The organism is Curtobacterium sp. MCLR17_043 (genome assembly GCF_003224215.1).
In the GTDB taxonomy this organism is placed as follows: Bacteria; Actinomycetota; Actinomycetes; order Actinomycetales; family Microbacteriaceae; genus Curtobacterium; species Curtobacterium flaccumfaciens.
The window spans coordinates 1-24960 of sequence record NZ_QKLH01000024.1; the positions used below are offsets into that span (position 1 = coordinate 1).

Annotated in this window: 24 protein-coding genes; 8 read left to right on the top strand and 16 right to left on the bottom strand. The window is 72.6% G+C overall.

Annotated features, from left to right (window positions below):
• Positions 1-447: 447 nt before the first annotated feature.
• The 3 genes from rlmN to DEJ03_RS17080 form a co-directional block, all read right to left on the bottom strand.
• Entirely contained in the window at positions 448-1680 is a 1233-nt protein-coding gene (gene rlmN / locus DEJ03_RS17070; RefSeq protein ID WP_017885785.1) for a 23S rRNA (adenine(2503)-C(2))-methyltransferase RlmN, read from the bottom strand.
• A gap of 93 nt (positions 1681-1773) precedes the next feature.
• Complete coding sequence (locus tag DEJ03_RS17075; protein WP_110865562.1) at positions 1774-2727, bottom strand: C40 family peptidase; 954 nt, start codon at positions 2725-2727, stop codon at positions 1774-1776.
• 182 nt (positions 2728-2909) lie between these two features.
• Entirely contained in the window at positions 2910-3659 is a 750-nt protein-coding gene (locus tag DEJ03_RS17080; RefSeq protein WP_110865563.1) for a pyridoxamine 5'-phosphate oxidase family protein, read from the bottom strand.
• 21 nt (positions 3660-3680) lie between these two features.
• Between DEJ03_RS17080 and DEJ03_RS17085 the strand changes: the two genes are divergently transcribed.
• Positions 3681-5123 carry a PLP-dependent aminotransferase family protein gene (locus DEJ03_RS17085; RefSeq protein ID WP_110865564.1) on the top strand — a complete coding sequence of 481 codons (1443 nt, stop codon included), beginning with the start codon at positions 3681-3683 and terminating at the stop codon, positions 5121-5123.
• Positions 5124-5132: 9 nt separating this feature from the next.
• Here the strand turns inward: DEJ03_RS17085 and DEJ03_RS17090 are convergent, their stop codons facing one another.
• The 3 genes from DEJ03_RS17090 to DEJ03_RS17100 form a co-directional block, all read right to left on the bottom strand.
• Positions 5133-5648, bottom strand: a complete 516-nt coding sequence (locus DEJ03_RS17090) for a hypothetical protein (protein ID WP_110865565.1) — start codon at positions 5646-5648, stop codon at positions 5133-5135.
• Between the two features lie 85 nt (positions 5649-5733).
• Positions 5734-5928: a hypothetical protein gene (locus DEJ03_RS17095; RefSeq protein WP_071406076.1), complete on the bottom strand. Its 195-nt coding sequence runs from the start codon at positions 5926-5928 to the stop codon at positions 5734-5736.
• Between the two features lie 258 nt (positions 5929-6186).
• Positions 6187-6948, bottom strand: coding sequence for an SDR family NAD(P)-dependent oxidoreductase (locus DEJ03_RS17100; RefSeq protein ID WP_110865566.1), 762 nt, complete (start codon positions 6946-6948; stop codon positions 6187-6189).
• Positions 6949-7028: 80 nt separating this feature from the next.
• Here DEJ03_RS17100 and DEJ03_RS17105 point away from each other — a divergent pair, with 80 nt between their 5' ends.
• On the top strand, positions 7029-8624 hold the full coding sequence (locus DEJ03_RS17105) for a hypothetical protein (protein ID WP_110865567.1): 1596 nt from the start codon (positions 7029-7031) through the stop codon (positions 8622-8624).
• A gap of 32 nt (positions 8625-8656) precedes the next feature.
• Here DEJ03_RS17105 and DEJ03_RS17110 read toward each other — a convergent pair whose 3' ends face one another.
• From DEJ03_RS17110 to DEJ03_RS17135, 6 genes are read right to left on the bottom strand one after another with little or no spacing between them, the layout of a single operon-like run.
• Positions 8657-9574 (bottom strand): phosphogluconate dehydrogenase C-terminal domain-containing protein, encoded by a 918-nt coding sequence (locus tag DEJ03_RS17110; RefSeq protein ID WP_110865568.1) that lies wholly within the window; start codon positions 9572-9574, stop codon positions 8657-8659.
• A complete protein-coding gene (locus tag DEJ03_RS17115; protein WP_110865569.1) occupies positions 9571-10416 on the bottom strand; it encodes a sugar phosphate isomerase/epimerase in 846 nt (281 codons plus the stop codon). The genes DEJ03_RS17110 and DEJ03_RS17115 overlap by 4 nt, the downstream gene beginning before the upstream one ends.
• Positions 10413-11228: a triose-phosphate isomerase family protein gene (locus DEJ03_RS17120; protein WP_110865570.1), complete on the bottom strand. Its 816-nt coding sequence runs from the start codon at positions 11226-11228 to the stop codon at positions 10413-10415. Before DEJ03_RS17120 ends, DEJ03_RS17115 begins: the two co-directional genes overlap by 4 nt.
• Complete coding sequence (locus DEJ03_RS17125; RefSeq protein WP_071406070.1) at positions 11228-11713, bottom strand: ribose-5-phosphate isomerase; 486 nt, start codon at positions 11711-11713, stop codon at positions 11228-11230. The genes DEJ03_RS17120 and DEJ03_RS17125 overlap by 1 nt, the downstream gene beginning before the upstream one ends.
• A 25-nt stretch (positions 11714-11738) precedes the next feature.
• Positions 11739-13508 (bottom strand): dihydroxyacetone kinase family protein, encoded by a 1770-nt coding sequence (locus tag DEJ03_RS17130; RefSeq protein ID WP_110865571.1) that lies wholly within the window; start codon positions 13506-13508, stop codon positions 11739-11741.
• Positions 13505-14923, bottom strand: a complete 1419-nt coding sequence (locus DEJ03_RS17135) for an MFS transporter (protein WP_110865572.1) — start codon at positions 14921-14923, stop codon at positions 13505-13507. Before DEJ03_RS17135 ends, DEJ03_RS17130 begins: the two co-directional genes overlap by 4 nt.
• 284 nt (positions 14924-15207) lie before the next feature.
• Here DEJ03_RS17135 and DEJ03_RS17140 point away from each other — a divergent pair, with 284 nt between their 5' ends.
• From DEJ03_RS17140 to DEJ03_RS17155, 4 genes are all read left to right on the top strand, one after another.
• A complete protein-coding gene (locus tag DEJ03_RS17140; RefSeq protein ID WP_110865573.1) occupies positions 15208-15957 on the top strand; it encodes a FadR/GntR family transcriptional regulator in 750 nt (249 codons plus the stop codon).
• Positions 15958-16165: 208 nt separating this feature from the next.
• The gene (locus DEJ03_RS17145) at positions 16166-16843 is read left to right on the top strand and encodes a bifunctional 2-polyprenyl-6-hydroxyphenol methylase/3-demethylubiquinol 3-O-methyltransferase UbiG (protein WP_110865574.1); all 678 of its coding nucleotides are present in this window, start codon (positions 16166-16168) and stop codon (positions 16841-16843) included.
• A 10-nt stretch (positions 16844-16853) separates the two neighbouring features.
• Positions 16854-17663, top strand: coding sequence for a PmoA family protein (locus DEJ03_RS17150; RefSeq protein WP_110865575.1), 810 nt, complete (start codon positions 16854-16856; stop codon positions 17661-17663).
• Positions 17660-18145, top strand: coding sequence for a tetratricopeptide repeat protein (locus tag DEJ03_RS17155; RefSeq protein WP_110865576.1), 486 nt, complete (start codon positions 17660-17662; stop codon positions 18143-18145). The genes DEJ03_RS17150 and DEJ03_RS17155 overlap by 4 nt, the downstream gene beginning before the upstream one ends.
• A 6-nt stretch (positions 18146-18151) precedes the next feature.
• Here the strand turns inward: DEJ03_RS17155 and DEJ03_RS17160 are convergent, their stop codons facing one another.
• A complete protein-coding gene (locus tag DEJ03_RS17160) occupies positions 18152-18364 on the bottom strand; it encodes a PLDc N-terminal domain-containing protein (RefSeq protein WP_239001530.1) in 213 nt (70 codons plus the stop codon).
• A 133-nt stretch (positions 18365-18497) separates the two neighbouring features.
• Positions 18498-19403, bottom strand: a complete 906-nt coding sequence (locus DEJ03_RS17165) for an AraC family transcriptional regulator (RefSeq protein WP_110865578.1) — start codon at positions 19401-19403, stop codon at positions 18498-18500.
• 110 nt (positions 19404-19513) lie between these two features.
• Between DEJ03_RS17165 and DEJ03_RS17170 the strand changes: the two genes are divergently transcribed.
• The gene (locus DEJ03_RS17170) at positions 19514-20311 is read left to right on the top strand and encodes an SDR family NAD(P)-dependent oxidoreductase (RefSeq protein ID WP_110865579.1); all 798 of its coding nucleotides are present in this window, start codon (positions 19514-19516) and stop codon (positions 20309-20311) included.
• Positions 20312-20687: 376 nt separating this feature from the next.
• Here DEJ03_RS17170 and DEJ03_RS17180 read toward each other — a convergent pair whose 3' ends face one another.
• Both DEJ03_RS17180 and DEJ03_RS17185 read right to left on the bottom strand, forming a co-directional pair.
• Positions 20688-22100 carry a GAF domain-containing serine/threonine-protein kinase gene (locus tag DEJ03_RS17180; RefSeq protein ID WP_110865581.1) on the bottom strand — a complete coding sequence of 471 codons (1413 nt, stop codon included), beginning with the start codon at positions 22098-22100 and terminating at the stop codon, positions 20688-20690.
• A gap of 187 nt (positions 22101-22287) precedes the next feature.
• Positions 22288-24243 carry a family 43 glycosylhydrolase gene (locus DEJ03_RS17185; RefSeq protein WP_110865582.1) on the bottom strand — a complete coding sequence of 652 codons (1956 nt, stop codon included), beginning with the start codon at positions 24241-24243 and terminating at the stop codon, positions 22288-22290.
• A 104-nt stretch (positions 24244-24347) separates the two neighbouring features.
• Here DEJ03_RS17185 and DEJ03_RS17190 point away from each other — a divergent pair, with 104 nt between their 5' ends.
• Positions 24348-24953: a dihydrofolate reductase family protein gene (locus DEJ03_RS17190; protein ID WP_110865583.1), complete on the top strand. Its 606-nt coding sequence runs from the start codon at positions 24348-24350 to the stop codon at positions 24951-24953.
• Positions 24954-24960: the final 7 nt, after the last annotated feature.

The window sequence follows — 24960 nt, forward strand, 5'->3', positions numbered from 1 at the left end:
CGACCAGGCACGAGGTCAATCAATAAATTGGCATTGACAATGTGCACGCTGTTGAGTTCTCAAGGACCAGACGCACTCCCCGCTCGACCCCGAAAGGTTCCGCCAGAGAGGCATTCGTCTTGTTCCACCGTCGGACACGTCGAATCACTTCGACTTCTTCGGGGGGATGTTGCCTGAGCGGGACCCCGTCCGGACTGCGCATCCAGGGCTTGCACCCTGTGACCGTCTCGGCCGTTCCGTTCTCCGCCTCAGCGGCAACGAGTGATTACTTTACACACGCCCCGGGGGCCCTGCCAACCGTCGTCCCTCCCGGGCGTGTCGCAGTCGGGTGAACGGTGCGTGTCCCCCGGGTTTCCGGGGATCGACGGGGTGGGCGTGACCCCGGGAACGACGGAAGGCACGGTGCGAACCCGCACCGTGCCTCCCGAACGAACGAACCGGGCCGACTTACTCGGCCGCAGCCAACTGCCCGCACGCCCCGTCGATCTCCTTGCCGCGGGTGTCGCGCAGGGTCGTCGGGATGCCGGCGGCGTTGAGTCGGCGGACGAACTCGTCCTGCACGTGCACCTCGGACGAGGTCCACACCGAGCCCGGCGTCGGGTTGAGCGGGATCGGGTTGACGTGCACCCAGCCCTTGCCGCGCTTGTTGAGCTTCTCGGCGAGCAGGTCCGCTCGCCAGGCGTGGTCGTTCATGTCCTTGATGAGCGCGTACTCGATCGAGACACGACGGCCCGTCTTGACGTAGTAGTTGTGGGCGGCGTCGATCGCCTCGTCGGCCTTCCAGCGCGAGTTCACCGGGATGAGCTCGTCGCGGAGCTCGTCGTCGGGAGCATGCAGGGACAACGCGAAGGTGAGCGGGATCCCTTCGTCCGCGAGCTTGATCATCGCCGGCACGAGTCCGACGGTCGACACCGTGATGCCGCGGGCACTCATGCCGAGACCGTTCGGCTGCGGTGCGACCATCAACCGCACGGCGTCCATCACCCGCTTGTAGTTCGCGAGCGGCTCCCCCATGCCCATGAACACGATGTTCGTCACGCGCTCGGCGTCGACGCGGTCGTTGCCGCCCTTGCGGGGATCACCCCCGAGCTCACCAGCGGCGATCGCGGCGTTGGCCCGGACGATCTGCTCGATGATCTCGGCGGTGGACATGTTGCGGGTCAGCCCCGCCTGGCCGGTGGCGCAGAACGGGCAGTTCATGCCGCACCCGGCCTGGGACGAGACGCACAGGGTGATGCGGCCCGGGTAGCGCATGAGGACCGACTCGACCAGGGCGCCGTCGTGCAGCTTCCAGAGGAACTTGATCGTGTCGCCGTTGTCCGTCGCCAGCCGCCGGGTCTCGGTGAGGAGCGGCGGCAGCATCCCGGCGACGAGCTGCTCCCGCTGGGCGGCGGGCAGGTCGGTCATCTTGGCCGGGTCGGACGTGTAGTGCTGGAAGTAGTGGGTCGCGAGCTGCTTGGCGCGGAACCCGGGCAGGCCGAGTTCCTTCACGCGGGCCTCGCGTTCCTCGGCCGTCAGGTCGGCCAGGTGCACGGGCGGCTTGCCACGCTTCGGGGACGCGAACTGCAGCAGCGGGCGACCGTCGGTGTCGGTGGCCTGCTTCCAGCCCTCGGTGCGCGGGCGCACCTGCGGACGAGCAGACTGCTGCTGTTCGAACGGGGTGCGGGTGTCGGAAGCCATCACTCCAGGATACGGGAGGCCCGTGATCGGTGGGGACGCCCCGTCCGGGTGGTCCTGGTGGTCACCACCAGGGCCGCGCCACGGCTGGTCGGGTCAGCTGCCGGCGGGCAGGACACGCGCGAAGTGGTGCGCCGCCGAGTACATCGGGACGATGTCGACGACCTCGCCCGGGTGCGGTGCCTGCAGGACGAGTCCCTGGCCGAGGTACAGGCCGACGTGGTCCTCGTCGTCGTACACGACGAGGTCGCCCGGCAGTGCCTCGGACTCGGGGATCGTGGTGGCGACGGCGTCCTGCGTCGGCACGTAGTGCACGAGCTGGATCCCCACGGCCTGGTACGCGACCATCGTGAGCCCGGAGCAGTCGATGCCCTCGTGGCTCGCGCCGCCCTCGACGTACGGGTCCCCCATGTACTGCAGGGCGGTCTGCACGATCGTGGCCCGGTCGCCGCCGGCCGAGAGTGCGGCGGACAACGCGGACTGTGCCTGCGCGGTCGTCACCCCGAAGCGGAGGTCGAGCGTCGGGTACGACACGATCGTCGTCGTCGTGGTCATGCCGTCGGTGGAGACAACCGGAACCTGGACGTCGTGCGCCACGGTGAAGGTCTGAGCGGCCTGCGCCGTGGTCGTGCCCGAGCGGGTGTCCGCGGGCAGGGTGTCGGCGTTCGCGGGCAGGGCGAGCGTCAGGCTCGAGGTCACCGCGATCGCGGGGGCGAGCAGGATCGCGGCACGCTTCGCGTTGGCGGAACGACGGATGTGCCGCGGGTCGACGGCGCGCTCGGCACGCAGGGTGGCGGTCCGGCTCAGCACCGCACTGCCGGCCGACGACGCGACGGGGGCGGGACGCGGCTGCATCCGCACGGTCCGGGCCGGCTTCGGGTGCTCGACGAAGGTGGAGCGGGCGGCCGCGGGGCCGAGGGCCGAGCGGCGACCACGGGGACGGGACTGCTGCGTGTCCGGCGTCAGCGGCGCGGGGTCGACCGCGGGGTGCGTGTGCGTTCGCGCGGGCTGACGGTCGTCGGCTGCTGCAGGCAGGGTGTGGCGTCCCATGGGTCCTTCCGGGTCGGGACCACTCGGCGGTCCGGAAAGTAACGTATTGGTCACGACGGTGCTCGCGGCTGGGCAGCGCCGGAGTGTTCCTGCGGCTGGTCACAGGAACGAGCACCGCTCGCAGGCCACTCCGACGGCACGCACCGGCGTTCCGGAGCCGGCCCGCGGCGGTGGACCCGGGCTCAGACCGGCGTGACCCGCATGACGGCGGCGATCCGGGCCTCCCGGTCGGCGGCCAGGCGGTCGAGGCGAGCCGACAGCGCGACGACCGATGCGTCCACCGGGCTGTCCCCCGAGATGTCCCCCGGGATCGGGACACCGGCGCGCACCGCGAGTGGCAGGACGCCCGCCCAGACGGAGTGGTCCTCGCCGTCGGCCGGGTCCTCGCCGACACCGTGGGCGCGGACCTTGACGCTCGCGCGGTCGAGGGGCAGCTGGAGGACCTGGGTGGCGCGGACCTCCTTCGCGGTCATCTCGCGCACCTCGGCTCGGCGGCCCGGCAGGAGGTGGTCGGCCACCTGCCAGAGGGCTTCGGCGCGGAGGTCGGTCGGCACCACGGTCGCGCGCCCGGCGATCATCGCGCTGCGGTAGTTCGCTGAGCTGTCGTTGGTCGAGCGTGCGAAGACGAGGCCGTCCAGGTGGGTGACGGTGGCGGCGACCGGGACGCCCTCGGCGCCGGCGTCGAGGAACAGACCGCCACCGGTCGAGCCGTGCAGCAGCAGGACGGGACCGTCGCCGAGGTCCCCGACGGCGCAGAGGAACGGCAGGACGACGGGGTGGCCGCCGCGGACGATGCCGACGTGGGCGAGGTGGGCCTCGGCGAGGATCGCGCGCAGGACGGCGGGGTCGTCGGACTGGCGGTCGCGCAGGCGGCGGACGCGGAGCGAGGGGTCGTCGGCGGTCGGTTCTGGTTCGGGGCTCGAGGTGGGCATGTCGTCACGCTAGGGTCACCAGTGGTCCGGCACCTGGACCAGATCGGGGCGATCGCGGTGGACCAGTCGAGCAAGGTGTCCGGTGTGGTGGCACGGGTGCGTGGGATGGTGCACGACGGCACCCTGCGCGAGGGCGATCCGTTGCCGTCGACGCGGGCGCTGGCGGCGGAGCTCGGGGTGGCCCGGGGCACGGTCGTCGCGGCGTACGAGCAGCTCGACGGCGAGGGGTACCTGCGGACGCGGCACGGTGCCCTCGCCCGGGTCGCGGCGAGTGTGACGGTGGACGCGGGCATGACGCCGGATTCGGCTCCGGTCGGCGCCCGCTCCCCCGATCCGGACGGTCCGGACCCGACGTCCTCGCTCATCGACTGCCGTCCGGGCATCCCCGCCGTCACCGCCATCCCGCAGCGGGACTGGCGGGCAGCCTGGCACGCAGCGGCGTCGGCACCGCTCCGGAACGCGATCGCGGACCCGCTCGGCTCCCCCGACCTGCGCGCACAGGTCGTCGCCCAGCTCGGCCTGACCCGCGGGTTCACGACGTCGGTCGACCGGGTGCTCGTGACCGCGGGGACCTCGGAGGCGCTGTCGCTCGTCACCGAGGCGCTGCGGGGGCTGCTGGGTCGCGCTCCCGTCGTCGCCGTCGAGGACCCCGGCTACCGCACCGGACACCGTGCGGTCACGAGTGCGGGCGGGTCCCTGGTGGGCGTCCCGGTCGGCGAAGACGGCCTCGACCTCGACGCACTCGAGGCCGCCGGACCGGTCGACGCCGTCCTGGTCAGCCCGACGCACCAGTACCCGCTCGGGTCGGTGATGCCCGTCGCCCGGCGCCGGCGGCTCCTCGCCTGGGCCGCCAGCACCGGCACCGTGGTGGTGGAGGACGACTACGACTCCGAGTTCCGGCACCGCGGCACGCCCGTGCCCGCGCTGGCCGCGCTCGACGCCGAGGGTGTGGTGCTGCACGTCGGCGGCTTCTCGAAGACCCTCGACCCCCGGCTGCGCTGCGCGTACGTCGTGCTGCCGATGGTCGCAGCGACCGGTTCCCCGGTGACGGAGGCGGTGCTCGCCGCTCGTCGGGCTCGGGGCGCGGTCGTCGCCGAACCGGTGCAGGCCGCGCTCGTGCACCTGCTGCGGACGGGTGCGCTGCGGCGACACCTGGGTCGGGTCCGGCGGGACTACACGCACCGCCGGGCCCGGATTGCGGCTCGGCTCGGCGGCGTCGCCGGCCTGGAGGCTCGTGCTCTGAACGGCGGGCTGCACGCGGTGGTCACGTGGTCGGGTCCGACCACCGGGGCGGAGATCACGCGTCGACTGGCGGACGCCGGGGTGCTCGTGGCGTCGCTCGAGGAGTACGGGCTCGCTCCCGGCAGCACGCCGCCGGGCATCGTGTTCGGCTACGGCGCCGTGACACTGCCGGAGCTCGATCGGGCGCTCGACGCCCTGGTGACGGCGGTCACGGGACCCTGATCAGGGTCGTCAGCCGCCGTACTGGGCGGTGCCCACGACGTTCGACCCGGCACCCCGGCACGCGGTGATCAGGGTCCGCCCGACGAGTTCCCACTCGGGAGTCATCTCGAGCGCCGGCCCGGACTTCGGTGCGGGGTGCGCGTCGAGGTACTCGTGCGCGTAGTCGATCGCGTCGTCGAGCTCCTCGTCGTTGCTCGACAGGTGCTCGTAGCCGAAGCGTTCCGCCGCGATCAGTGCCTGGTACTGCGCCTCGGAGAGATCGCCCTGGCTCCGCCCGACCGTCGCGTTCAGCGAGATGGTCGTCAGCGCACTGATCTGGCCGCAGATCGCCGCAGCACTCCGGTCCTCCTCCATCGGGTCCGTCGCGCCGCCCGCGGGCTGGGCGTCCGAGGTCTCCGAGGTCGCCTTCGGAGTCGACGTCGGCCGCGCCGCTGCGTCGGCGCCGGCCGAGCAACCGGCGAGCGAGCCGGACACGAGGACCGCGCTCACGACGACGAGGGGCAGTGCGGACCGGAAGGAGACCATGGACGACATCGTGGCAGCGCCGTGGTGCCGTTCGCGTCGTCGTGTCCCGATCGAGACCTCGCCGAGACCGGATCGTGAGCTTGCGTCAGCGGGAGTCGGCGGTGCCGTTCTTCCGGGCGTTCACGAGGTCGGCGAGCGAGGGTTCTCCGGCGTCGCCGGGCAGTGCGTGTCCGCGACGGGCGGCCTTGCGGACCTGTCGGTAGGTGGTGACGTGCAGGGGGTCCACGCCGTCGGCGGACTCGTAGTTCGACGGGGCGGTGGTGGTGGGTGATTCGGTCATCGCGACGGACGGTACGCGTGCCGGGAGCCGCGGAACCACGTGCTGCGTTCCGCGGCCAAACGGCGGGCGTGGCACGGCCTGACGGGGCCGCCCCGGGCCTCCAGGGCGGTGTGGCGGGTTCGGCGGCGGGCGGGACCTCTCCGCGGAAGCGACAGACCTCGTCATCGCTGCGGCGACTGTCCCGTCAGGGCGACAGTGTGCCGCGAACGTTCGGTGGAACACTGTCGCTTTCGCAGGACAGGCAGGGCGTGAGGCGGGTCAGAGGCTCGTCATGCCGCCGTCGACGCGGAACTCCGCTCCGGTGGCGTAGGACGACTCCGGGCTGGCCAGGTAGACCATGATGCCGGTGACGTCGTCGGGGGTGCCCGGGCGACCGAGCGGGGTGCGGGCGACGATCGCGGCTCGGGCCTCGGGGTCACCGGAGATCGCCGACACGAGGCCGGTCTCGGTGTAGCCCGGCACCACCGTGTTCACCCGGATGCCGTCCCGCGCGTAGGCCATCGCGGTCGCCCGGACGAGTGCGTGGATGCCGCCCTTGGTCGAGGAGTACGCCGCGAAGTCGGCGCCCTCACCGTTCAGGCCGGTCGGCGACCCCGTGGCGATGACCGACCCGCCGGTGCCGCCCGCGAGCATCGCCCGGACGGCGTGCTTGATCGTCAGGAACGTGCCGGTGAGGTTGACCGCGACCGTGCGGTCCCAGGTCTCGAGCGACAGGTCGGCGACCTTCGCGTCGTGGCCGAACAGCTGCACACCGGCGTTCGCGACCACCACGTCGGGGGTCGCACCACGGTGGGCCAGGTCGGCGAATCCGGCAGCCACGCTCGCCTCGTCGGCGATGTCCATCGTCAGGCCGATTGCGGCCGGGCCGGCTGCGGCGGCGGCACCGGCGGCCGCGCCGGCGTCGCGGTCGGCGTAGACGACGGAGGCCCCCTCGGCCACGAAGCGGTCGGCGATCGCGCGGCCGATGCCGGACCCCGCTCCCGTGACGAGTGCGGTCCGGCCGTCGAGTCGTGCGGTCATGTGGGACTCCGTCCTCGGAGCAGCGCTGCTCCGTCACCCTCATCATTGCCCAACCGGTTGACCGGTGCTAGGCATGCACCATGACTGCGACGTCGAACGACGAGATCGTGTCCGTCGGGCCCTGGCGTCTGGCCCTGCGCGGAGCCGAACTCGCCGACGTCGCGTTCCGGGAGACGCTCGTCCTGCGCGCCGTCCGGTTCGTCGTCCGCGACCACGACTGGCGTACGGCCGACGACACGGTCTCGACACGGACGGTGGACGGCGACGAGGGCCGCATCCGCATCGAGACCAGTGCACGGTACGACGGCGTCGAGGTCGTGCGCGCCGTCCTCGAGGTCACGCTCGACGACGACACCCTGCGGGTCGCCGCGGTCGGGACGGTCACGCGGGCCTTCCGCCGCAACCGCGTCGGGCTCGTCGTCCTGCACCCGCCGACTCTGGCCGGGCAGCCGCTCACGGTGCGGCATCCGACCGGTGGCAGCACCGCGACGGCGTTCCCGTTCTGGATCGCGCCGCACCAGCCGGCCGTCGACGTCGCCGGGCTCGACTGGGCGGTGGGCGCGACCGCGCTGTCGCTCGACCTGACCGGCGACGTGTTCGAGACCGAAGACCAGCGCAACTGGACCGACGCCTCGTTCAAGACGTACTCGACGCCGCTCGCCGAGCCGTTCCCGATCGCCCTCTCACCGGGGACGACGGTCCGTCAGGGGCTCACCCTGCGTGCAACGGCGGTCGGTTCGGCAGGTGGTCCGGGCACCCGGTCGGGAGGCGCGGCCTCCCCCGCCCCGGACCTCGCGGCGCTCGACGGGCCGGGTCCCGGTGCCGTGGTCACGCCGCCGCCGACGCTCCAGCTGCTCGCGGGTTCGGCGCCGGTCGCTGCGCGCCCGGACGACGCCGACCTGCTCCGCGGGTTCCCGATCCTGGTCGAACCGGTCCTCGGTGCCCTGAACGTCGAGGCGGTGCTCGCCTCGGCCCGGCGGGACGCGGGTGGTGCACCCCTGGACGTCCGGTTCGTCACCGACGACCCGGCACTGCTGCGCGCGGCGATCGACGCGGTGCTCGACGGCGGGCCGGTGGCTCGCGTCGGGGCGTTCGACCCGGTGTCGCACGTGACGACGCCGGCGCTGCAGCGGGCACTGCGCGAAGCGGTGGCAGCGGTCGCCGCACTGGAGGTCGTCGCCGGCACCCGGGCCCACTTCACCGAGCTGAACCGGTCGATCGCGGTGTTCTCGGGCTGGGACGGCCCCCTGACCTGCAGCGTGACGCCGCAGATGCACGACCGGTCGCCCGAACAGGTGACCGAGTCGATCCGGATGCAGCGCTGGGTGGTGACCAGCGCCTCCAGGCTGGCCGCCGGCAGGGCGCTGCACGTCGGACCGGTGACGCTGCGGCCACGGTTCAACGCGGTGGCGACGGCGCCGACCCGGGTCGTGACGGACGCGACCGTCGAGCACGGGTACGGGCCGGAGACCGTTCCGGACGCGACCGACCCGGCGCAGCACACGCCGGCCGCCGCGCGGTGGTTTGCCGACGCGGTGCGGGCGCTGACCGTGCCGGGCGTGGCCTCGATCACGCTGACGGAGGCGTGGGGGCCGCGCGGGTTCGTGGCCGCCGACGGCACGGGGAACGCCCCGCCGGAAGGGGGTCGGCGGGGCGTTCCGGTCCGGGCGCGCTGACGGGTCGGCGCGGTGGTCGGTGGCGGTCCGGATCAGCGCCGGACTGCGTCGATCTTGAGCATCTTCGCGATGACCGAGTCGAGCTCGCTGTCGTCGAAGACCTGCTTCCAGTCCTCCTTGATGAGCTTCTCGCGGCCGTAGCCCATCGCGATGTGGCAGGCGTCGGAGAACGGGTTCGAGCCGCGCAGGCCGTTGGTCAGCGCGATCCACGTGTGGCCGTAGAGCATGGCGCGGGCGGCCTCGCGGGGCACGCCGACACCGGTGACGGTCTCCTCGAGGGCGTCGTTGAGGAAGTCGCCGATCATGCAGGCGATGGTCTCGACCAGGGTCGGCTCGAGCACGGCCAGCTGCTTCACCGTGACCCAGTGCACCTGGATGACCGGGGCGTACATCGTGGTGATGACGGCCTCGGCGACGGCCTTGGCGCGGTCGCCCTCGTCGCCGAGCGACTCCGAGGCGTCGAAGGCCGCGATGACCTCCTGCGGGGCGGCGATGCCACCGAAGGTGTCGTCCCACTCGGCCTTGGTGGTGCGCTCGAGGAACACCGACGGGTGGCACGGGTGCGCCACGGCGTAGTGGACGTCCTCGCGCTTGGCGAGGAGACCCGCGTAGGCGGCGGCCGGGTCGAGCGTCAGGATCGACGCGCCGGGCTTCATGACGGGGACGAGCTGCTCCGAGATGGTGCCGAGCAGGACGTCCGGGACGGCGAGGATGACGACGTCGGCGGCCTTCGCCGCGTCGAGGCTGTCGGTGATCTCGCGGCCGAGGGCCTGGATGCGCTCCTGGCCGGCGGGCGAGGCCTCGCTGTACAGGGTGGTGTACTCGCTCTTCGCGAAGTTGTTCGAGACGCGGGTGCCCATCTTGCCGCCGGCACCGATCACGGCGACGGTGACGTCGGCCGTGCCGGATCCGGCAGCGACGGTGTGGGTGGTGGTGACGGTGTCGGTCATGATTCCTTGCTCCTGATGTACTCGATGGTGTGTTCGGTCCACGCCGCTTCGATGCGGGTGGTGGTCTGTGCGGGGGTCTCCCCCGGCAGGGGTTCGGCGCCGGCGTGCTCGTGCTGCCACGGCAGCCAGAACTCGATGACGCGGTTGATCCCCCGGGCGTCGGGCTCGATCGCGGCGCGGACGGCGTCGTGGTCGAGGATCCCGGTGCCGATCGGGACGCCGGTGTACTGGAACCCGACCCAGCCCGGTGAGCGGGTGAAGGCGGAGTCCTTGACGTGCCAGTTGACGACGTGCGGGGCGGTCATCGCCACGACGTCGGCCGGGTGTTCGAGCCGGGCGACGGTGTTCGCCGGGTCGAGGCAGATGCCGAGGTGGTCGGAGCCGATCGCCTGGACGACGGCGACGAGGTCGGCGGTGGCGACGACCTCGTAGGTCTCCAGCGCGAGGGTCACGCCCGCGCGCTCGTAGGCGGGGAGCGCCTGCCGCAGGCGTCGTTCGGTCTCGGCCGCGTCGGGCTGGTCGTCGCCGCTCGTCCACATGCTCCGCACGAGGGTCGCGCCGAGCTGCTGTGCGACGTGCAGGTACCGGGCGAGGTGCTCCGGCCGGGTGCCGCGGGTGCCGACCTCGAGCGTGAGACCGAGGTCGGCGGCCAGGGACCGGATCGAGGCCAGGCGCTCGTCGGTCGCGGTGTCGAGCGGCAGGTGGTCGCAGATCTGGAACAGGTCGACGCCGTCGTGGGTCGCGGCGTCGCGCAGGGCGTCGTCGAGGGACATCGGCGACGGGACGCGGTCGGACATGCGCCAGAAGTAGGCGTAGGTGGAGAGGCCGAGCAGGGAGGTCACGCCGGTGCTCCGTCCTGCGTCGCGTCCAGCGCCTCGGCTTCGTCGAGGATCGTGCGGATCGCCTCCGGGTCGTGGGCGAAGCGGCCGAGGAACAGCCCGCCGATGCGTCCGGCACCGCGGGTCAGCAGGCCCGGGCCGGCACTGCCGCCGTAGATCGCGGCGGAGCCGGCGAGCTCCGGCCGGGTCGCCAGGTGCTGCTCGATGCCGGCCAGGACCGCGACGATGTGCTCGTCGGGCGCGGGCTGCGGGGCGCCGATCGCCCACACCGGCTCGTACGCGGCGATGAGCGGTCCGGCCAAGCCGTCGGCGGTCGCAGTGGCGGTGAAGCGGTCGAGCTGCGCGGTGACCTCGGCGATTGCTGCCGCGGGGTCGCCGTCGGCGGCGCGCTCGGTCTCGCCGATGCAGACGAGGGGCCGCAGGTGGTTGCGGTACGCCGCGTGTACCTTCCCGGCGATCTCGTCGTCCGTCTCGTGGAACAGTTCGCGTCGCTCGGCGTGTGCGATCTCGACGAGGTCGACCCCGATCTCACGGAGTTCGGCGCCGGAGACCTCGCCGGTGAAGGCGCCGCTGTCCGCCCACGCCAGGTCCTGGGCGCCGAGCGTCACGGGGGCGTCCCCGATCACCGCACGGACCGGGACGAGCGACGGGAACGTCGGCACCACGAAGAGCTCGACCGCGCCGGACCGAACCGCCGGGTGGCTCCGGGCGATGTCGGCCACGGCGGCCGCCCACTCGAGCGTCCGGGCGTGCGAGAAGTACATCTTGAGCGACACCCCGATCGTCACCGGGGCGGCCGCCGTGGTCGCGGGCATCAGGCGTCGGTCCCGACCGGGGCGGAGCCGTCGTAGGCGCAGATCGCGTTGACCTTCTCGGCGCTCGCGCTCGTCTGGTCGAAGGTGTAGCCGAGCCACTCCTTCGCCATCCGGCGCGCGACCTCGACCCCGACGACGCGCTGCCCCATGCAGAGGACCTGGGCGTCGTTCGACAGGATCGAGCGCTCCACCGAGAACGAGTCGTGCGCGGTCACGGCGCGGATGCCGGGGACCTTGTTCGCCGCGATCGCGACACCGAGGCCGGTGCCGCAGATCAGGATCGCGCGGTCGGCCTCGCCGTTCGCCACCAGACGGGCGGCGTCGACGGCGACGTGCGGGTAGGCGGTGTGACCGTCGGCGTCCACGCCCACGTCGACGACCGAGGCCACGCGGGGGTCCTTCGCGAGGTCGGCCTTGATGACCTCTTTGTAGTCGAAGCCGGCGTCGTCCGAACCGACGACGATGCGGAACTGCTGCTCACTCATGCGGGTGTGCCTTTCGTGGTGGGGGTCAGGCGGGGACGGCGATGGTCGCCAGGACCGCGGCGGTGATGAGCGCGAAGGAGATCGCGCCGGCATCCGGGGTGCCGACGGCGTCCTCGCCGTGGGTGCGGGCGCGGCCCATCCGGGGCAACAGATCGGCCGTGGCGTCCGCCGCGGTCTGTGCTGCAGCCGAGGCGGCCGACCAGGCGTCGACGAGTTCGTCGCCTGCGTCGACCCGGGCGGAGAAGACCTGGTCGAACGGCACGAGCGCGTCGACCATCGTCTTGTCGCCGGGGACGGCCCCGAATGCCAGGACGGCTTCGGTGGCGGCGTGCACCGCGCTCTGGACGGTGGCGGGTGTCGGACGGGACTCGTCCCCGAGGACGCGACCTAGTGCCTCCAGGGCGGCACCCCAGATCGCACCGGACGTCCCACCGGCCTTGTCGGACCAGGCGTCTCCGGCGATCGCGAGGACCGAACCGGCGCCGGCGCCACGCGCGGCGGCGTCCTGCGCCGCACGGTCGGCGGCGGTGGAGCCGCGCTGCATGCCGATGCCGTGGTCGCCGTCCCCGGCGACGGCGTCGATGCGGCCGAGCTCGTCGGCGTGGTCGTCGATGGTGGCGCGGATCGCGGAGATCGCGCTCGCAATGCGGACTGCTGCGGCCTGGGACTCCTCGGTGCCGGGCGTCACGGGCACGACCACGCCGGCTTCGAGCACCTCGACCGGCACCGGCTGCTGCGGGACGGCGCCGCCCTTGCGGTACGCGGGGGCGTCGGCGGGAGCGGCCCAGAGCTGCTCGAGTTCGTCGTCGAGCCAGAACAGGGTGAGCGAGACGCCCGCCATGTCGAAGCTGGTGACGAGTTCGCCGACCTCGGGCTCGACGACGACGATGCCGGCGTCGGTGAGCTTCCGCTGGACGGCGCCGAAGACGACGAAGAGTTCCTCGTACTTGACGGAGCCGAGGCCGTTGAGGATCGGGACGACGCGGGGGGTGGCGGGTGCTGTTGCGGTGTCTGGTGCGGTGACGGTGCCGGTGCCGGTGCCGGTGCCGGTGCCGTCGGGTCGCTCGGTGAGGAGTTTGTCGACGAGCAGGTCGGCCAGGCCGTCCGCGGTGGGGACGTCGGCCTCGGCGATGCCGCGTTCGCCGTGGATGCCCATGCCGATGGCCATGCGCCCCTCGGGGACGGTGAAGAGCGGCTCGTCGGCGCCGGGCAGGGAGCAGCCCGAGAACGCGACGCCGAAGCTGCGGGTGCGGTCGTTGGCCCGGGCCGCGATCGCGGTGACCGCGTCGAGGTCGTCGCCGCGTTCCGCGGCCGCGCCGGCCACCTTGAACACGCAGAGGTCCCCTGCGATGCCGCGGCGCTTGTGTGCCTGGTCGGCGGGCGCGGACGCGACGTCGTCGGTCACGCGGACCGTCCGGACGTCGATGCCCTGTGCCTCGAGTGCCCGTGCCGCCGCGTCGAAGTTGAGGACGTCGCCGGCGTAGTTGCCGTAGCTCAGCAGCACGCCGCCGCCGTGCTCGGACGCCTTCGCGACCGCGGTGACCTGCTGGGCGCTCGGGCTGGCGAACAGGTTGCCCATCGCGGCACCGGCCGCCAGGCCGTGCCCGACGAGGCCGCCGAAGGCCGGGTAGTGGCCGGAGCCACCGCCGACGACGAGCGCGACGGTGCCCTCGGGGCTGGTGGTGGAGCGGGCGACCCCGCCGTGCACCTTGCGCACCCGGGCGTGGTTGGCGGCGACGAAGCCGTCCACCATCTCGTCGGCGAAGTCCGCCGGGTCGTTGAACAGGCGGGTCATGCGCCGGCCTCCTTCGCGATGGCGGTCGGTCCGTCCGTGGCAGCGACCGCGGTGTCGGCTTCGGATGCCGCGGCGGCCGCTTCGTTGCGCTTCGTGTTCCGGCCGAGCACGAACATGAGCACGCTCGACAGCACCATGAAGAACCCGACGATGAACATCGGCACCTGGTACCCGCCGGTCCACTCGCTGACCGCACCCGTGATGTACGGGGCGGCGAACCCACCGAGGTTGCCGACGGTGTTGATGAGGGCGACCCCCGCGGCTGCGGCGGCACCGGTCAGGAACTGCGTCGGGACCGTCCAGAAGTTCGGCAGAGCCGCGAAGATCGCACACGCGGTGATCGCGATGACCGCGACGGTGGCGGCCGGGCTGTTCATGTAGAGCGCGACCGGGATGCTCAGGCCACCGACCAGGGCCGGGACGGCGATGTGCCAGACCCGGACGCCACGACGGAAGGCGTCACGCGACCAGAAGTACAGGACGACCGCGGCCGGCACGTACGGGATGGCCGTGATGAGGCCCTTCTGGAACAGGTCGAACGTGGTGCCGAACTGCTCCTGGAAGCCGTCGATGATCGTCGGCAGGAAGAAGCTGAGCGCGTAGAGGCCGTAGATGAAGCCGAAGTACACCGCGGCGAGCATCCAGACGCGGCCGGAGCCGAAGGCCGCACGCAGGCCGCCCTTGCCGTGGCCGTCGCCGCCGCCCTTCGCGGCGCTCTCGGCAGCGAGCGTCGTCTCCAGCCAGACCTTCTCGTCCTCGTCGAGCCACTTCGCCTGCGACGGCTTGTCCTTGAGGACGAAGAGGCACAGGACGCCGACGATGATCGCCGGGATCGAGACGCAGAGGAACATGAAGCGCCATCCGGCCAGGCCGCCGAGGATCCCCTCGTGGGTCATCAGCCAGCCGGCGAGCGGGGAACCGATGACGCTCGTGAGCGGCTGCGCCAGGTAGAACAGCGCGAGCATCTTGCCGCGGTGCCGTGCCGGGACCCAGGTCGACAGGAACAGGATCGCGCCGGGGAAGAAGCCGGCCTCGGCGATGCCGAGCAGGAAGCGCAGGCCGACGAGCTGCGGGTAGTTCTGCACCCACGTGAAGAGCAGGGACACGATGCCCCACGTGATCATGATGCGGGCGAGCCAGATCCGGGCGCCGAACTTGTGCAGCGCCAGGTTGGAGGGCACCTCGAGCACGAGGTAGCCGATGAAGAACACACCGGACGCGAAGCCGAACTGGGCGGCGGTCAGGCCGAGGTCGGCCTCCATGCCGTTGGGGGCGGCGAAGGAGATCGCGGTGCGGTCGAGGAAGTTGATGAAGAACATCAGTGCCACGAACGGCACGATGCGGATCGCGATCTTGCGGATGGCCGTCTTCTCGACGACCGAGGTGGGGATGCCTCGCGTGGCGGGGATGTCCACGATGACTCCTGCTCGGTGGGGGTGGTACGACTCCCGTCCCGGCGGCTGCGCCGGGATGGCCCGTGCTGCTGGGCCGGGGTGTTCCGGTCGGCTTCGCGGGGACGCTCCGTGCTGCTGCGCGGATCGAGAGCGGGCGCATCGGTGCGCCTGATCCAGTGTGCGTCGCGGTCGGCCAACTTGTCAACCGGTTGACCATTTCGCGCGCGCTGCTGCCTTCTTCGCGACGCCGGCTGCCTCGGCGCTGCTCTCGCTGCAACCGGTTGACCGACCGGTACGCTCACTCCATGCCCGCGTTCAGCCCGGACGACCCCCTCAACATCCGACTCGAGCTCGAGTCCGTGCCCGTCGGGTCCCCCGCCTCGGTGGTCGCCCGACAGCTCGTCTCGCTGCTCACCGCCGGCGAGCTGGCCCCCGGCTCACGACTGCCCTCGGAGCGGATCCTGTCCGAGCGGCTCGGCGTCGGACGCTCGGCCGTCCGTGAGGCACTCGCCGCGCTCGAGATCCTGGGCATCGTGCAGATCCGCCCCGGCTCGGGCACCTACCTGCGCGGAGGCACCTCGGACCTGCTCCCGACGACCCTGTCGTGGGGCCTCATGCTCGCGTCGAACCGCACTCGCGAGCTGCTCGAGATCCGGTCCTCGCTGGAGCGCACGGCCGCGATCCTCGCCGCGCAGCGCGCCACCGACGAGCAGATCACCGAGCTCGGCGAGTACCTGGTCCGGCAGGAGGCGACGCTCGACGACCCGCAGGCCTTCATCGACGCCGACGTCCGGTTCCACGTCCTGCTGGCGCGGGCGTCGGGCAACGACGTGCTCGCCGACCTGCTGCAGAGCCTGCGCTCGATGCTGAGCGTCTGGGTCGCGCGGCGCGTGCAGACCCGGCAGGCGACCGAGGCCGCGTTCCACGAGCACCGCGCCGTCTTCGAGGCGTTGCGGGCCCGCGACGTGCCCGCCGTGCAGCGCGCGATGGACGAACACATGGCCACGGCGAGCGCCCGCATCGAGCACGCCGAGCCGTTGCCCGCCGACGAGTAGGGGGCGCGCGCGCCCGTGCGCGCTTCGCGCTCGCGCTCGCGCTCGCTTCGTGAGCAGGAATGGTCGGGTCCGTCGAGCCGACCCGACATCTTCTGCTCACGATCAGGGCGGACGGGAGGCCCGGGTCGCCCCCGCCCCGCACCGTGCGGTGTTGCCGGGTCGGCAACACCGCTTGGGTCCGGCCCGGCAGGTGCGCTGGAGTACGTGCATGCACACCCACCACGACGGCTCCGCCGCCGGAGCCAACGACGCCACCGCCGCACCGTCCGCCCGGGAGTGGTGGGAGACCCGCTACGCCGAGCGCGACGGCATCTGGTCGGGCCGGGTGAACGCCGTGCTCGCCTCGGTGACCTGGGGGCTGCCGGTGGGGCGGGCGCTCGACCTCGGCTGCGGCGAGGGCGGCGACGTGGTGTGGCTCGCCGAGCAGGGGTGGGACGTGACGGGCATCGACCTGTCCGTGACGGCGCTCCAGCGCGGTTCGCGGGCCGCCGTCGCCGCCGGGGTCCAGGAGCAGACGGCGTTCGTCGCCGCGGACCTCGCCCGGTGGGACACCGCCGCGCGGTTCGACCTGGTGACGGCCTCGTTCCTGCAGTCGTGGCCGGTGGAGATCCCCCGAGCCGACATCCTGCATCGGGCCGCCGGCTTCGTCGCCGCCGGTGGGCACCTGCTCGTCACCGCGCACGCCGCTCCCCCGCACGACGAGCTGCCGCCCGAGCTGCGGGAGTACCGGTTCCCCGCGCCGGCCGACGACCTCGCCGCCCTGCAGCTCGACGACCGGTGGGACGTCCTGGTCGCCGAGGTCCGGCCGCGCACTGCGACGACGCCGGAGGGTGACCCGCACGAGGTCCTCGACAGCGTCGTGGTCGCCCGGCTGACGCGCGGGTAGCGTCGGTGACGTGAGCACCGACGACGGCATCCGCGCGCTCGTCGTGGACGGTGTCGAGGTCGCCGTCGAACGCAACGGCGCCGACACGGTCGCCACGTCGTCCCCTCGCCCGTACCTGCACCCGGTCCGGACCCTCGGTGGCACCGTCGTCAGCGAACACCACCCCGGCGACCACGACTGGCACTGCGGGGTCGGCGTCGCCATCCCCTATGTCGACGCCGTGAACTGCTGGGGCGGCCCGACCTACGTCCGCGGCTCCGGCTACGTGTGGCATGACGACCACGGCTCGGTCGAGGTGGTGCACGCGGAGCAGCACGACACGACGTCCGCCGAGGAGCTCGTCTGGCGGGGCCCGGACCGCGCGGTGGTCCTGCGCGAGGACCGCACCCTCCGCTGGCGCGCCGTCACCAGCGGGTGGGAACTTTCCTGGTCGTCGTCGTTCCGGGCCCCCGGTGACTCCCCCGTGCACCTCGGCGGTCCGGGCAGCAACGGCCGGACCGGAGCGGGCTACGGCGGCTTCTTCTGGCGGTTCCCCGAGTGCACGGGAGTGGTCATCCGGACCGCCGATGCCGAGGGCGAGGCCGCCGTGCACGGCTCGGCCACACCCTGGATCACCTGGTCGGCGGTGTTCGACGGCGGTCCGGCGACGATCCGCATCGAGGCCCTCGACCACCACGACCCCTGGTTCGTCCGCGCCGAGGAGTACCCGGCGATCGGCTCGGCACTGGCGTGGGACTCCCCCGCCGTCGTGCAGCCCGGCGCTCCGCTGGTCCGCTCGTTCCGCGCGACGATCACCGACGGCGGTACGCTCGCCGGATGAGCACCGGGGACTGGGAAGCACGCGTCGCGGCGCTGTGGGACGACGAGACGATCGACGATCAGCAGCGGATCGAGTGGATGCGCGACCTCGCCGCCGACGCTCCGCACCCCGCACTCGGCGCGTTCGAGCTCGGCGGCGCCTTCGACTCGGGCGGACACGAGGCCGACGCCGACGTGCAGTACGCCGCCGCGACCGCAGCCGGCCTGGACGCCGTCGACCCGGACCGCGCCGCCAGGATGGTCGTCCAGCACGCCTCGACGCTGCGGAACCTCGGCCGGATCGACGCGGCCATTGCGATGCTCCGCGACGCGCCGGAGCACTCCGCCACCGCGGCGGCACCCAAGGTGTTCCTCGCGCTCGCACTGCACAGCGCCGGACGCTCCGCCGAGGCCCTGCGCGTCGCGATCGAAGCCGTCGAGCCGACGCTCCCCCGGTACCACCGGTCCGTCCGGGCCTACGCGGCAGCCCTCACCGAGGACTGACGCGCGTCAGGCGTTCCGGCGCTGGAGCGCGTCCGCAGCCTTGCCGAGCAGCCAGTTCACGGCCCACCCCAGCACGCCGATCACGGGCAGCGCGAGGATGACCACCGTCCACAGCACCTTGACCACCTGCGTCCGGCGACGATCGCGCCAGACCTGCACCAGCGCCACGGCCTCGAGCGCCAGCAGCACGAGGAGCACCACGGCGTGTGCTCCCGACACGTTCGTCAACACGAGCGGTCCTCTCCGAGGCGACGGTCGTCGCCCGCATCGATGACAGTAGGGCCTGCCCGGACTCGTCCGCGTCATCCGTCCGACTGACCGCGCGGGTCGGTCTGGCGATCACGCCGGCAGATCAGGCGATCGCGACCTCACCCCGCGCGAGCAGTTCACGGGCCCGACCGGCGTCGGCAGCCGGTGGCCGACCGTGCAGGGCGCGGTAGTCGCGCGAGAAGTGCGAGGCGCTCCGGTACCCCACCGCGACCGCAGCCTGGGCGGCGGTGTCACCGAGCACGATCATCCGACGACGGGCCTCTCCGAGTCGCAGCCGCCGCAGGTACTGCACCGGGCTCATCCCGGTGACCTGCCGGAAGCGGGCGAACAGCGTCGACTCGCTCGTCCGGACCGCCGCGGCCAGGCCCGCCACCGACCACGGGTCCGCCAACCGGTCGGTGAGCAGGGCGGTGGCCGCTGCGACGACGTCGCCGTCGCGGTTGCCGATCGCGGCCAGGATGCGCGGTGCCTGGTCGGTCTGCAGCAGACGGAGCACGACCTCGCGGGTGACGAGCGGGGCGAGGACCGTCATGTCCTCCGGAGCATCGAGCAGTCCGACGAGTCGGGCGAACGCGTCCGCCAGGGCCGGGGTCCAGCTGCCGAGTCGTGCCGGCGGCGCCTCGTCCTGGTGGGGGCGGGACATCGCCGTCGCGACCTCGGCGACCACCGCGGGGTCGAGCTGCCAGACGACCGCGACGAACCCCGCGGGTGGTTCGACCTCGACCACCCCGGCGATCACGGGCAGGTCGACGGGCGTGATGATGAAGCGTTCCCGACCCCAGAGCTGGTCGTCATCCCCCACTACCGAGCGCTTCCGCCCAGCGAGCACCACCGACACCGACGGCGTGTAGCGCTGGTACCCGAGGTCGGTCGGACGGTCCACCCGGGCCAGGCGGAGGCCGATCCGTCCGGCGCGCTCCGTGTCGTCCAGGTGGGCGAGGACGCTCTGCAGCGCACGGTCCAGCCGGTCCGAGGTGACGTCGTCCATGTGCCCATTCTGTCGAGGCATCCGGCGCGAGTGGTGCCCGTGCGGGATCCGGCAAGCACTCCGGAGTCCTGGGCAATCACCGCCGGGTCCGTCGGACCGAGCATCGGAGCATGCAGACCAACGAAGCACTCCTCGACTCCCTGACCACCGACGACCGACTGGCCGGCCGCACCGCACTGGTCACCGGCGCCTCGAGCGGCATCGGTGAAGCCGTCGCCCGTGTCCTCGCCGCCTCCGGCGCCACCGTCGCCGTCGCCGGCCGCGACCCCGAGCGGACGCAGGCCGTGGTGGACGCCATCACCGTGTCCGGAGGAACCGCCGTGGCTGTGATCGGCGACCTGAACACCCACCCCGATGCCGTCCGCGACCTCGCCGCCCGCGCCACCGAGGCCCTCGGCGGCCGGGTCGACGTCCTCGTCAACAACGCCGGCGTCTACCCGGTCGGCCCCACCGCACTGCTCGCCGACGACGACGCCGAAGCGCTGTGGGCCACGAACGTCCGCGCGCCGCACGTGCTGGTCGGAGCGCTGGCTCCTGCGATGGTCGAACGCGGCTCGGGCGTCGTCGTGAACATCGGCTCGTGGATGTCCCGCGTCGGCGTCCCGTTCACGGCGCTCTACCCGGCGACGAAGGCCGCGGTCGAGCAGCTGACCCGCGCCTGGGCAGCCGAGTTCGGACCGCACGGCGTCCGGGTGTCGACCGTGTCGCCCGGGGCCACCGCGACACCGGGCAACGCGGACTCGCACGACGTCCTCGCGCAGATGACGGCCGGCACCCCGGCCGGCGCACCCGTCCGACCGGTCGACGTCGCGTTCGCCGTGCGCTGGCTGGCCTCCGACGAGGCGACCTTCGTGCACGGCGCCACGATCGACGTGGACGGCGGCCTCGCCGCGACCCGCCTCGGCTGAGCGCGCCCACCACGAGCGGGCGGAGTATCGTCGGCAGCGTCAGATGTGTATAAGAGACAGAACCCCCACCACCGCGAACGGGCGAAACACCCGGGTCGGCTCGCGGAGGCACCCCGGCATTCCGCCCGCTCAGCGGGAGTCGGTCAGCCGGGCATCGGTCCGCGAGTGGTCACGACGCGCCGCTGGCGGGTGGTCGTGCGGTCACGGACCGTCGCGCGGGAGCGCGTCAGGCGACGGATCGTGACCGCTCGGCGGACGGCGTGGGCGGGGCGGTGGGCGACGGGGCGCGACCGCTCGGCGGACGGCGTGGGCGCGGCGGTGGGCGCGACCACCACACGGTCTGGAGGCGCGGTGCGGGCTGGCACCGGGCCTCCCGTCAGGCGGTGTGGTCGCCGACCACCCGTGGGACCGGCAGCGAGTCGCTGGTCGTGCGGAGGGACTCCTGGCGGATCTCGAGCTGCGACACGGCGAGCGCCGCCAGGTCGCGGAGGTTTGCGAGGTCGTCCTCGGTGGCCTGCCGCGGGCGGGTGTCGAGCACGGCGAGGGTGCCGATCGGGGCGCCGTCGTGCTTGACGAGCGGGACGCTGACGTAGAAGCGGATGCCGAGCGGACCGGTGACCAGGGGGCTGTTCCGCATCTCGGGGTGCGCGGAGCCGTCCGGGATCACGACAGGGACGGGGACCGGGGCGAAGCCGTTGCGGAAGCTGATGCTGCGGGCCGCTTCGTCGACGCCCTCGGCGATGTACGACTGGGACCACTCGCGGTCCTCGTCGAGGACCTCGACCAGGGCGATCGGAGCGTCGAAGAGCCGGGCCGCCATGGCCGTGGTGCGCTGCAGCGACTCGTCGGGCAGGGTGTCGAGGGTCGCCGGGCGGTCCGTCTCGGGGCGCGTCGGTACCGGTGCCGTCTCGTCGGTCGGCTCGACCACGTGGTCGGCCGTGGCGGTCTCGGCGATCACGACGTCGCGGAGCATCGTGACCAGCTCGGCGCCGAGCGGACGGGCTGCGGGGTCCTGCGCGGTGATGGCACGGAGCAGGTGCTTCCAGTGCTCGGGCAGGGGCTCGGGGACCACGGGGTCGCGCGACAGCCGGGCGACGGCGGACTCGACGAGCGAGCCCGGGAACTCCCGGCGGCGGGTGAAGCACTGCAGCAGCACGAGGCCAAGCGAGTAGACGTCGCTCGGCGGGCCGACCTCGCCGCCGCGCGCCTGCTCGGGGCTGAGGTACGCGGCGGTGCCGGTGGTCACGCCGTCGGCGGTGAGGCGTTCGACGCCGGCGGCGAGCGCGATGCCGAAGTCGGTGAGGCGCGCGCGGGCCCGGTCGGAACCGTTGCCGTAGTCGACGAGCAGGATGTTCGACGGCTTGATGTCGCGGTGCACGACGCCGTGGGCGTGGATGTAGTCGAGGGCCTCGGCCATGTCGTAGCCGATCTCGGCGATGTGCCGCGAGGCGAGCGGGCCGACGGCCAGGCGCTCCTCGAGGTCCTGCCCGACGACGAGCGACATCACGATGTAGCGCTGCTGCGTGCCGTCCTGCCCGGTGACGACACCGGCGTCGAGCAGGCTGACGAGGTTGTGGTGCTCGAGCGACGCCAGCACGCCGAGTTCGGCCTCTTGCCGGGCGATGTCGACGATGCCCGCGTGGAAGAGCTTGATCGCGACCGGGCGGTGCAGGCTCTCGTCCACACCCCGGTAGACGACGGACATGCCGCCCTGGCCGATCGCTTGCTCCAGGCGGTACCGACCGTCGAGCAGCGGCACGCTCGCGTCGTGTTCTTCCGTCGGGATCATCCAACCCTCGTTCTCGGCTCCGGCACCAACGATGCATCTTCGCATCCCGACGGGTATCTCGTTGACGGGCGACGTTCTCCGGCTGAACGCGCCGTCGTGCGGCGTGCAAGACACCGGTGTTCGCGGGTCGAACACGCGCAGACCGCGGTTCAACGTGCAAACACCGGTGTCTTGCGGGGCCGCCCCGTCAGCGACGCGTCGCGACCGTGCTCACGCGGAGGTCCTCGAAGGTGCTGGTGAAGCCGGAGCCCCCGAGCGAGATGAGCCCGACGCGCGGTGCACTGCCGAGGTCCGCCGTCCAGGTCCCGCCCCGGACGAAGTGCCGACCGTCCAGGCTCGTGTAGGCCGTGTACCGGTCCTCACCCCCGACCTCGCGGTGCACGATCCGGAGCGTGGTGGTGTCCCCGACCGGACCGACGACCATGTTGCCGTAGCTCGGCGCCCCGGCCGGTTGCCCGGACACCTGCTTGCCGAACTCCGTCTGGCGCGTGTTGAAGATCGAGTTCGAGGTGAGCCGGACGTAGTTGCCGTCATCACCCCACACGATCAGGCCGCCCTGCACGTAGTTCAGGCCGTCGCCGGTGGCCGGGGTGTCCACCCCGACCGTGGTCTGGAGCACGTAGTCCCCACGGGGTGCCGGTTCGGACAGCACCGATGCGAGCGGCGTCGCCGGCGGGTGGATGTCGGCGTCCTGCGTCTGCCAGCGGAACGTCCCGTCGGCGACGGTCCACGTGGACGGGTCGGGCTCACGCGTCCAGGCGAGCTGGGCCGGCAGCGCTCCGGGCTCTGCCCCGGGCGCCGCCCCCGGCAGCGCGGCACCGTCGAACGTGGTCGACAGTGCCCGGATCGTCCGGCCCGGCACGTCGACGGGAGCGGCCGACGCCCGGTACGTCGGCCGTTGTCCCGGCTGCGCGACCGGCCCCGGCTGCACCGTGTCGGACGGCCCGGCTCCACCGCGGACGACCGGCCAGCCGCCCTGCCAGTCGAGCGGGTCGATCAGCGCCGGCCGCTTCGTGTAGGTCGGCTGCCCCGCGTAGTACGGGTCGGTGCGATCGGCCGCGTGGTAGATGATCCAGTCCTGGCCGGCGAAGTCGGTGACCACGGTGTTGTGTCCGGTCCCGACCCACCGGTTGCCGTTCTGCGCGAGCAGGGGCGTGCCGCCGACCCGGGTGCTCGTGGTCGCCACGCCGTCGCGGTCCGTGAACGGTCCGAGGGGGCTGCGTGACCGGGCGACGAAGACGCCGTAGCCGGTCAGGGCACCGTTGCAGCAGTTCGTGGCGGAGCCCATGAAGTACCACCAACCGCCGTGCCGCATCAGGTAGGCGCCCTCGTAGCGGTTGTCGATCGCGATCTGCCGCTCGGTCGACGGGTCGGAGCGCAGGCCGTCCGCGCTGAGGCGTCGGACGTTCACGCCGCCGAAGTAGCTGCCGAAGTACAGGTAGGTCGTGCCCTTGTCCGTGATGACCTCGGGGTCGAACGCCCACCGCGCTCCGTCGCCGTTCGGTGCGGTCTGCGGTGCCACGACCGGGCCGCCGGAGTCCTTCCACGGGCCCGTCGGGCTCGAGCTCGTCGCCACCCCGACCGCGGAGCCGCCGCCGCTCGGCCCCGTCGCCGACGGGGTGTCCGAGGCCGCGTAGTACAGGTACCAGGTGCCGGCCCGGCCCCGGTCTCCGGCGCGGTACACGACGTCCGGCGCCCAGATCCCGTTCGCGTCGCCCACCCAGGCGGGCTTCGTCGGGAAGGCATCGTTCACGTACGTCCAGTGGGTCAGGTCGGTCGACCGGTACGTGGGCACGGCGTGCTGCACCAGGGACCCGTCCGGGTTCTGCTCCGTCGCGGTGAGCGCGTCGGTGGTGCAGTACAGGTACCAGTTGCGGTCGCGTCCGGCTCCGTGGATCACGGTCGGGTCCGCGCAGCTCGCCGCCGTCTGCCCGTCGGGGAGGCTGAGCGCGACCGGGTTCTGGTGGCTGGGTGCCGCGCGGCCGTGCCGGCTGGCGGCACTCGACGCCACGGTCGTGGTGGTGGTCGCCCGGGTGGTCCCGCCCGGCACCGCGGACGCATCCGCTGGTGCGGCCTGGAGGCCCGTGGTCGCGACGCCGAGGAACGTCACGACGGCGAGGAGTGCGGTGGACGATCGGCGCATGCCTGACCTGCTCTCGTCGTTGAGGGAGGTGCTGCTGGAGGGACTGCGGGTGTCGACGGGCGACGTCCGCGAGCGTACGCTCGGCTCGACGAAGGAGTCATGCCATGCCCGCGAGGTTCGTCTACTGGATCAACGTCTCCGTCGACGGGTTCGTCGAACGGGCCCCCGGCGAGCACGACGGACTCGACGGAACCGACTGGATCCGCATCGACGAGCCGCTGCACCGCGAGTTCAACGCCCGCGCCGCCGCGATGACCCTGTCCGTCGAGGGGCGGGTGGTGCGCGACATGATGGACCCGTTCTGGCCGGATGCCCGGCACGACGAGTCGATGCCGCAGTACCTGCGCGAGTACGGCGAGATCTGGACGGCGCAGCCGAAGATCCTGGTGTCCCGCACACGGACCACCGCCGACCACGACACCCGGGTCATCGGCGGCGACGACGACGCGATCGCCGAGCTGGCTGCGATCCGTGCCGCCGGCGAGGGCGACATCGGCGTGGGCGGACCGAGCATCGCGAGTCATCTGCTCGATGCCGGGCTGCTCGACGAGGTCATGCTCTTCACGCACCCGTCGGTGCTCGGCGCCGGCCGCCCGTTGTTCGATCCGCCGCGCTCGGGGCACCGCCCGCTCGTGCAGCTCGACCTGCTCGAGCAGCAGCGCTACGACAACGGCGTCACCCTGCACCGGTACGACGTCCGGCGGTCCTGAGCGCTCG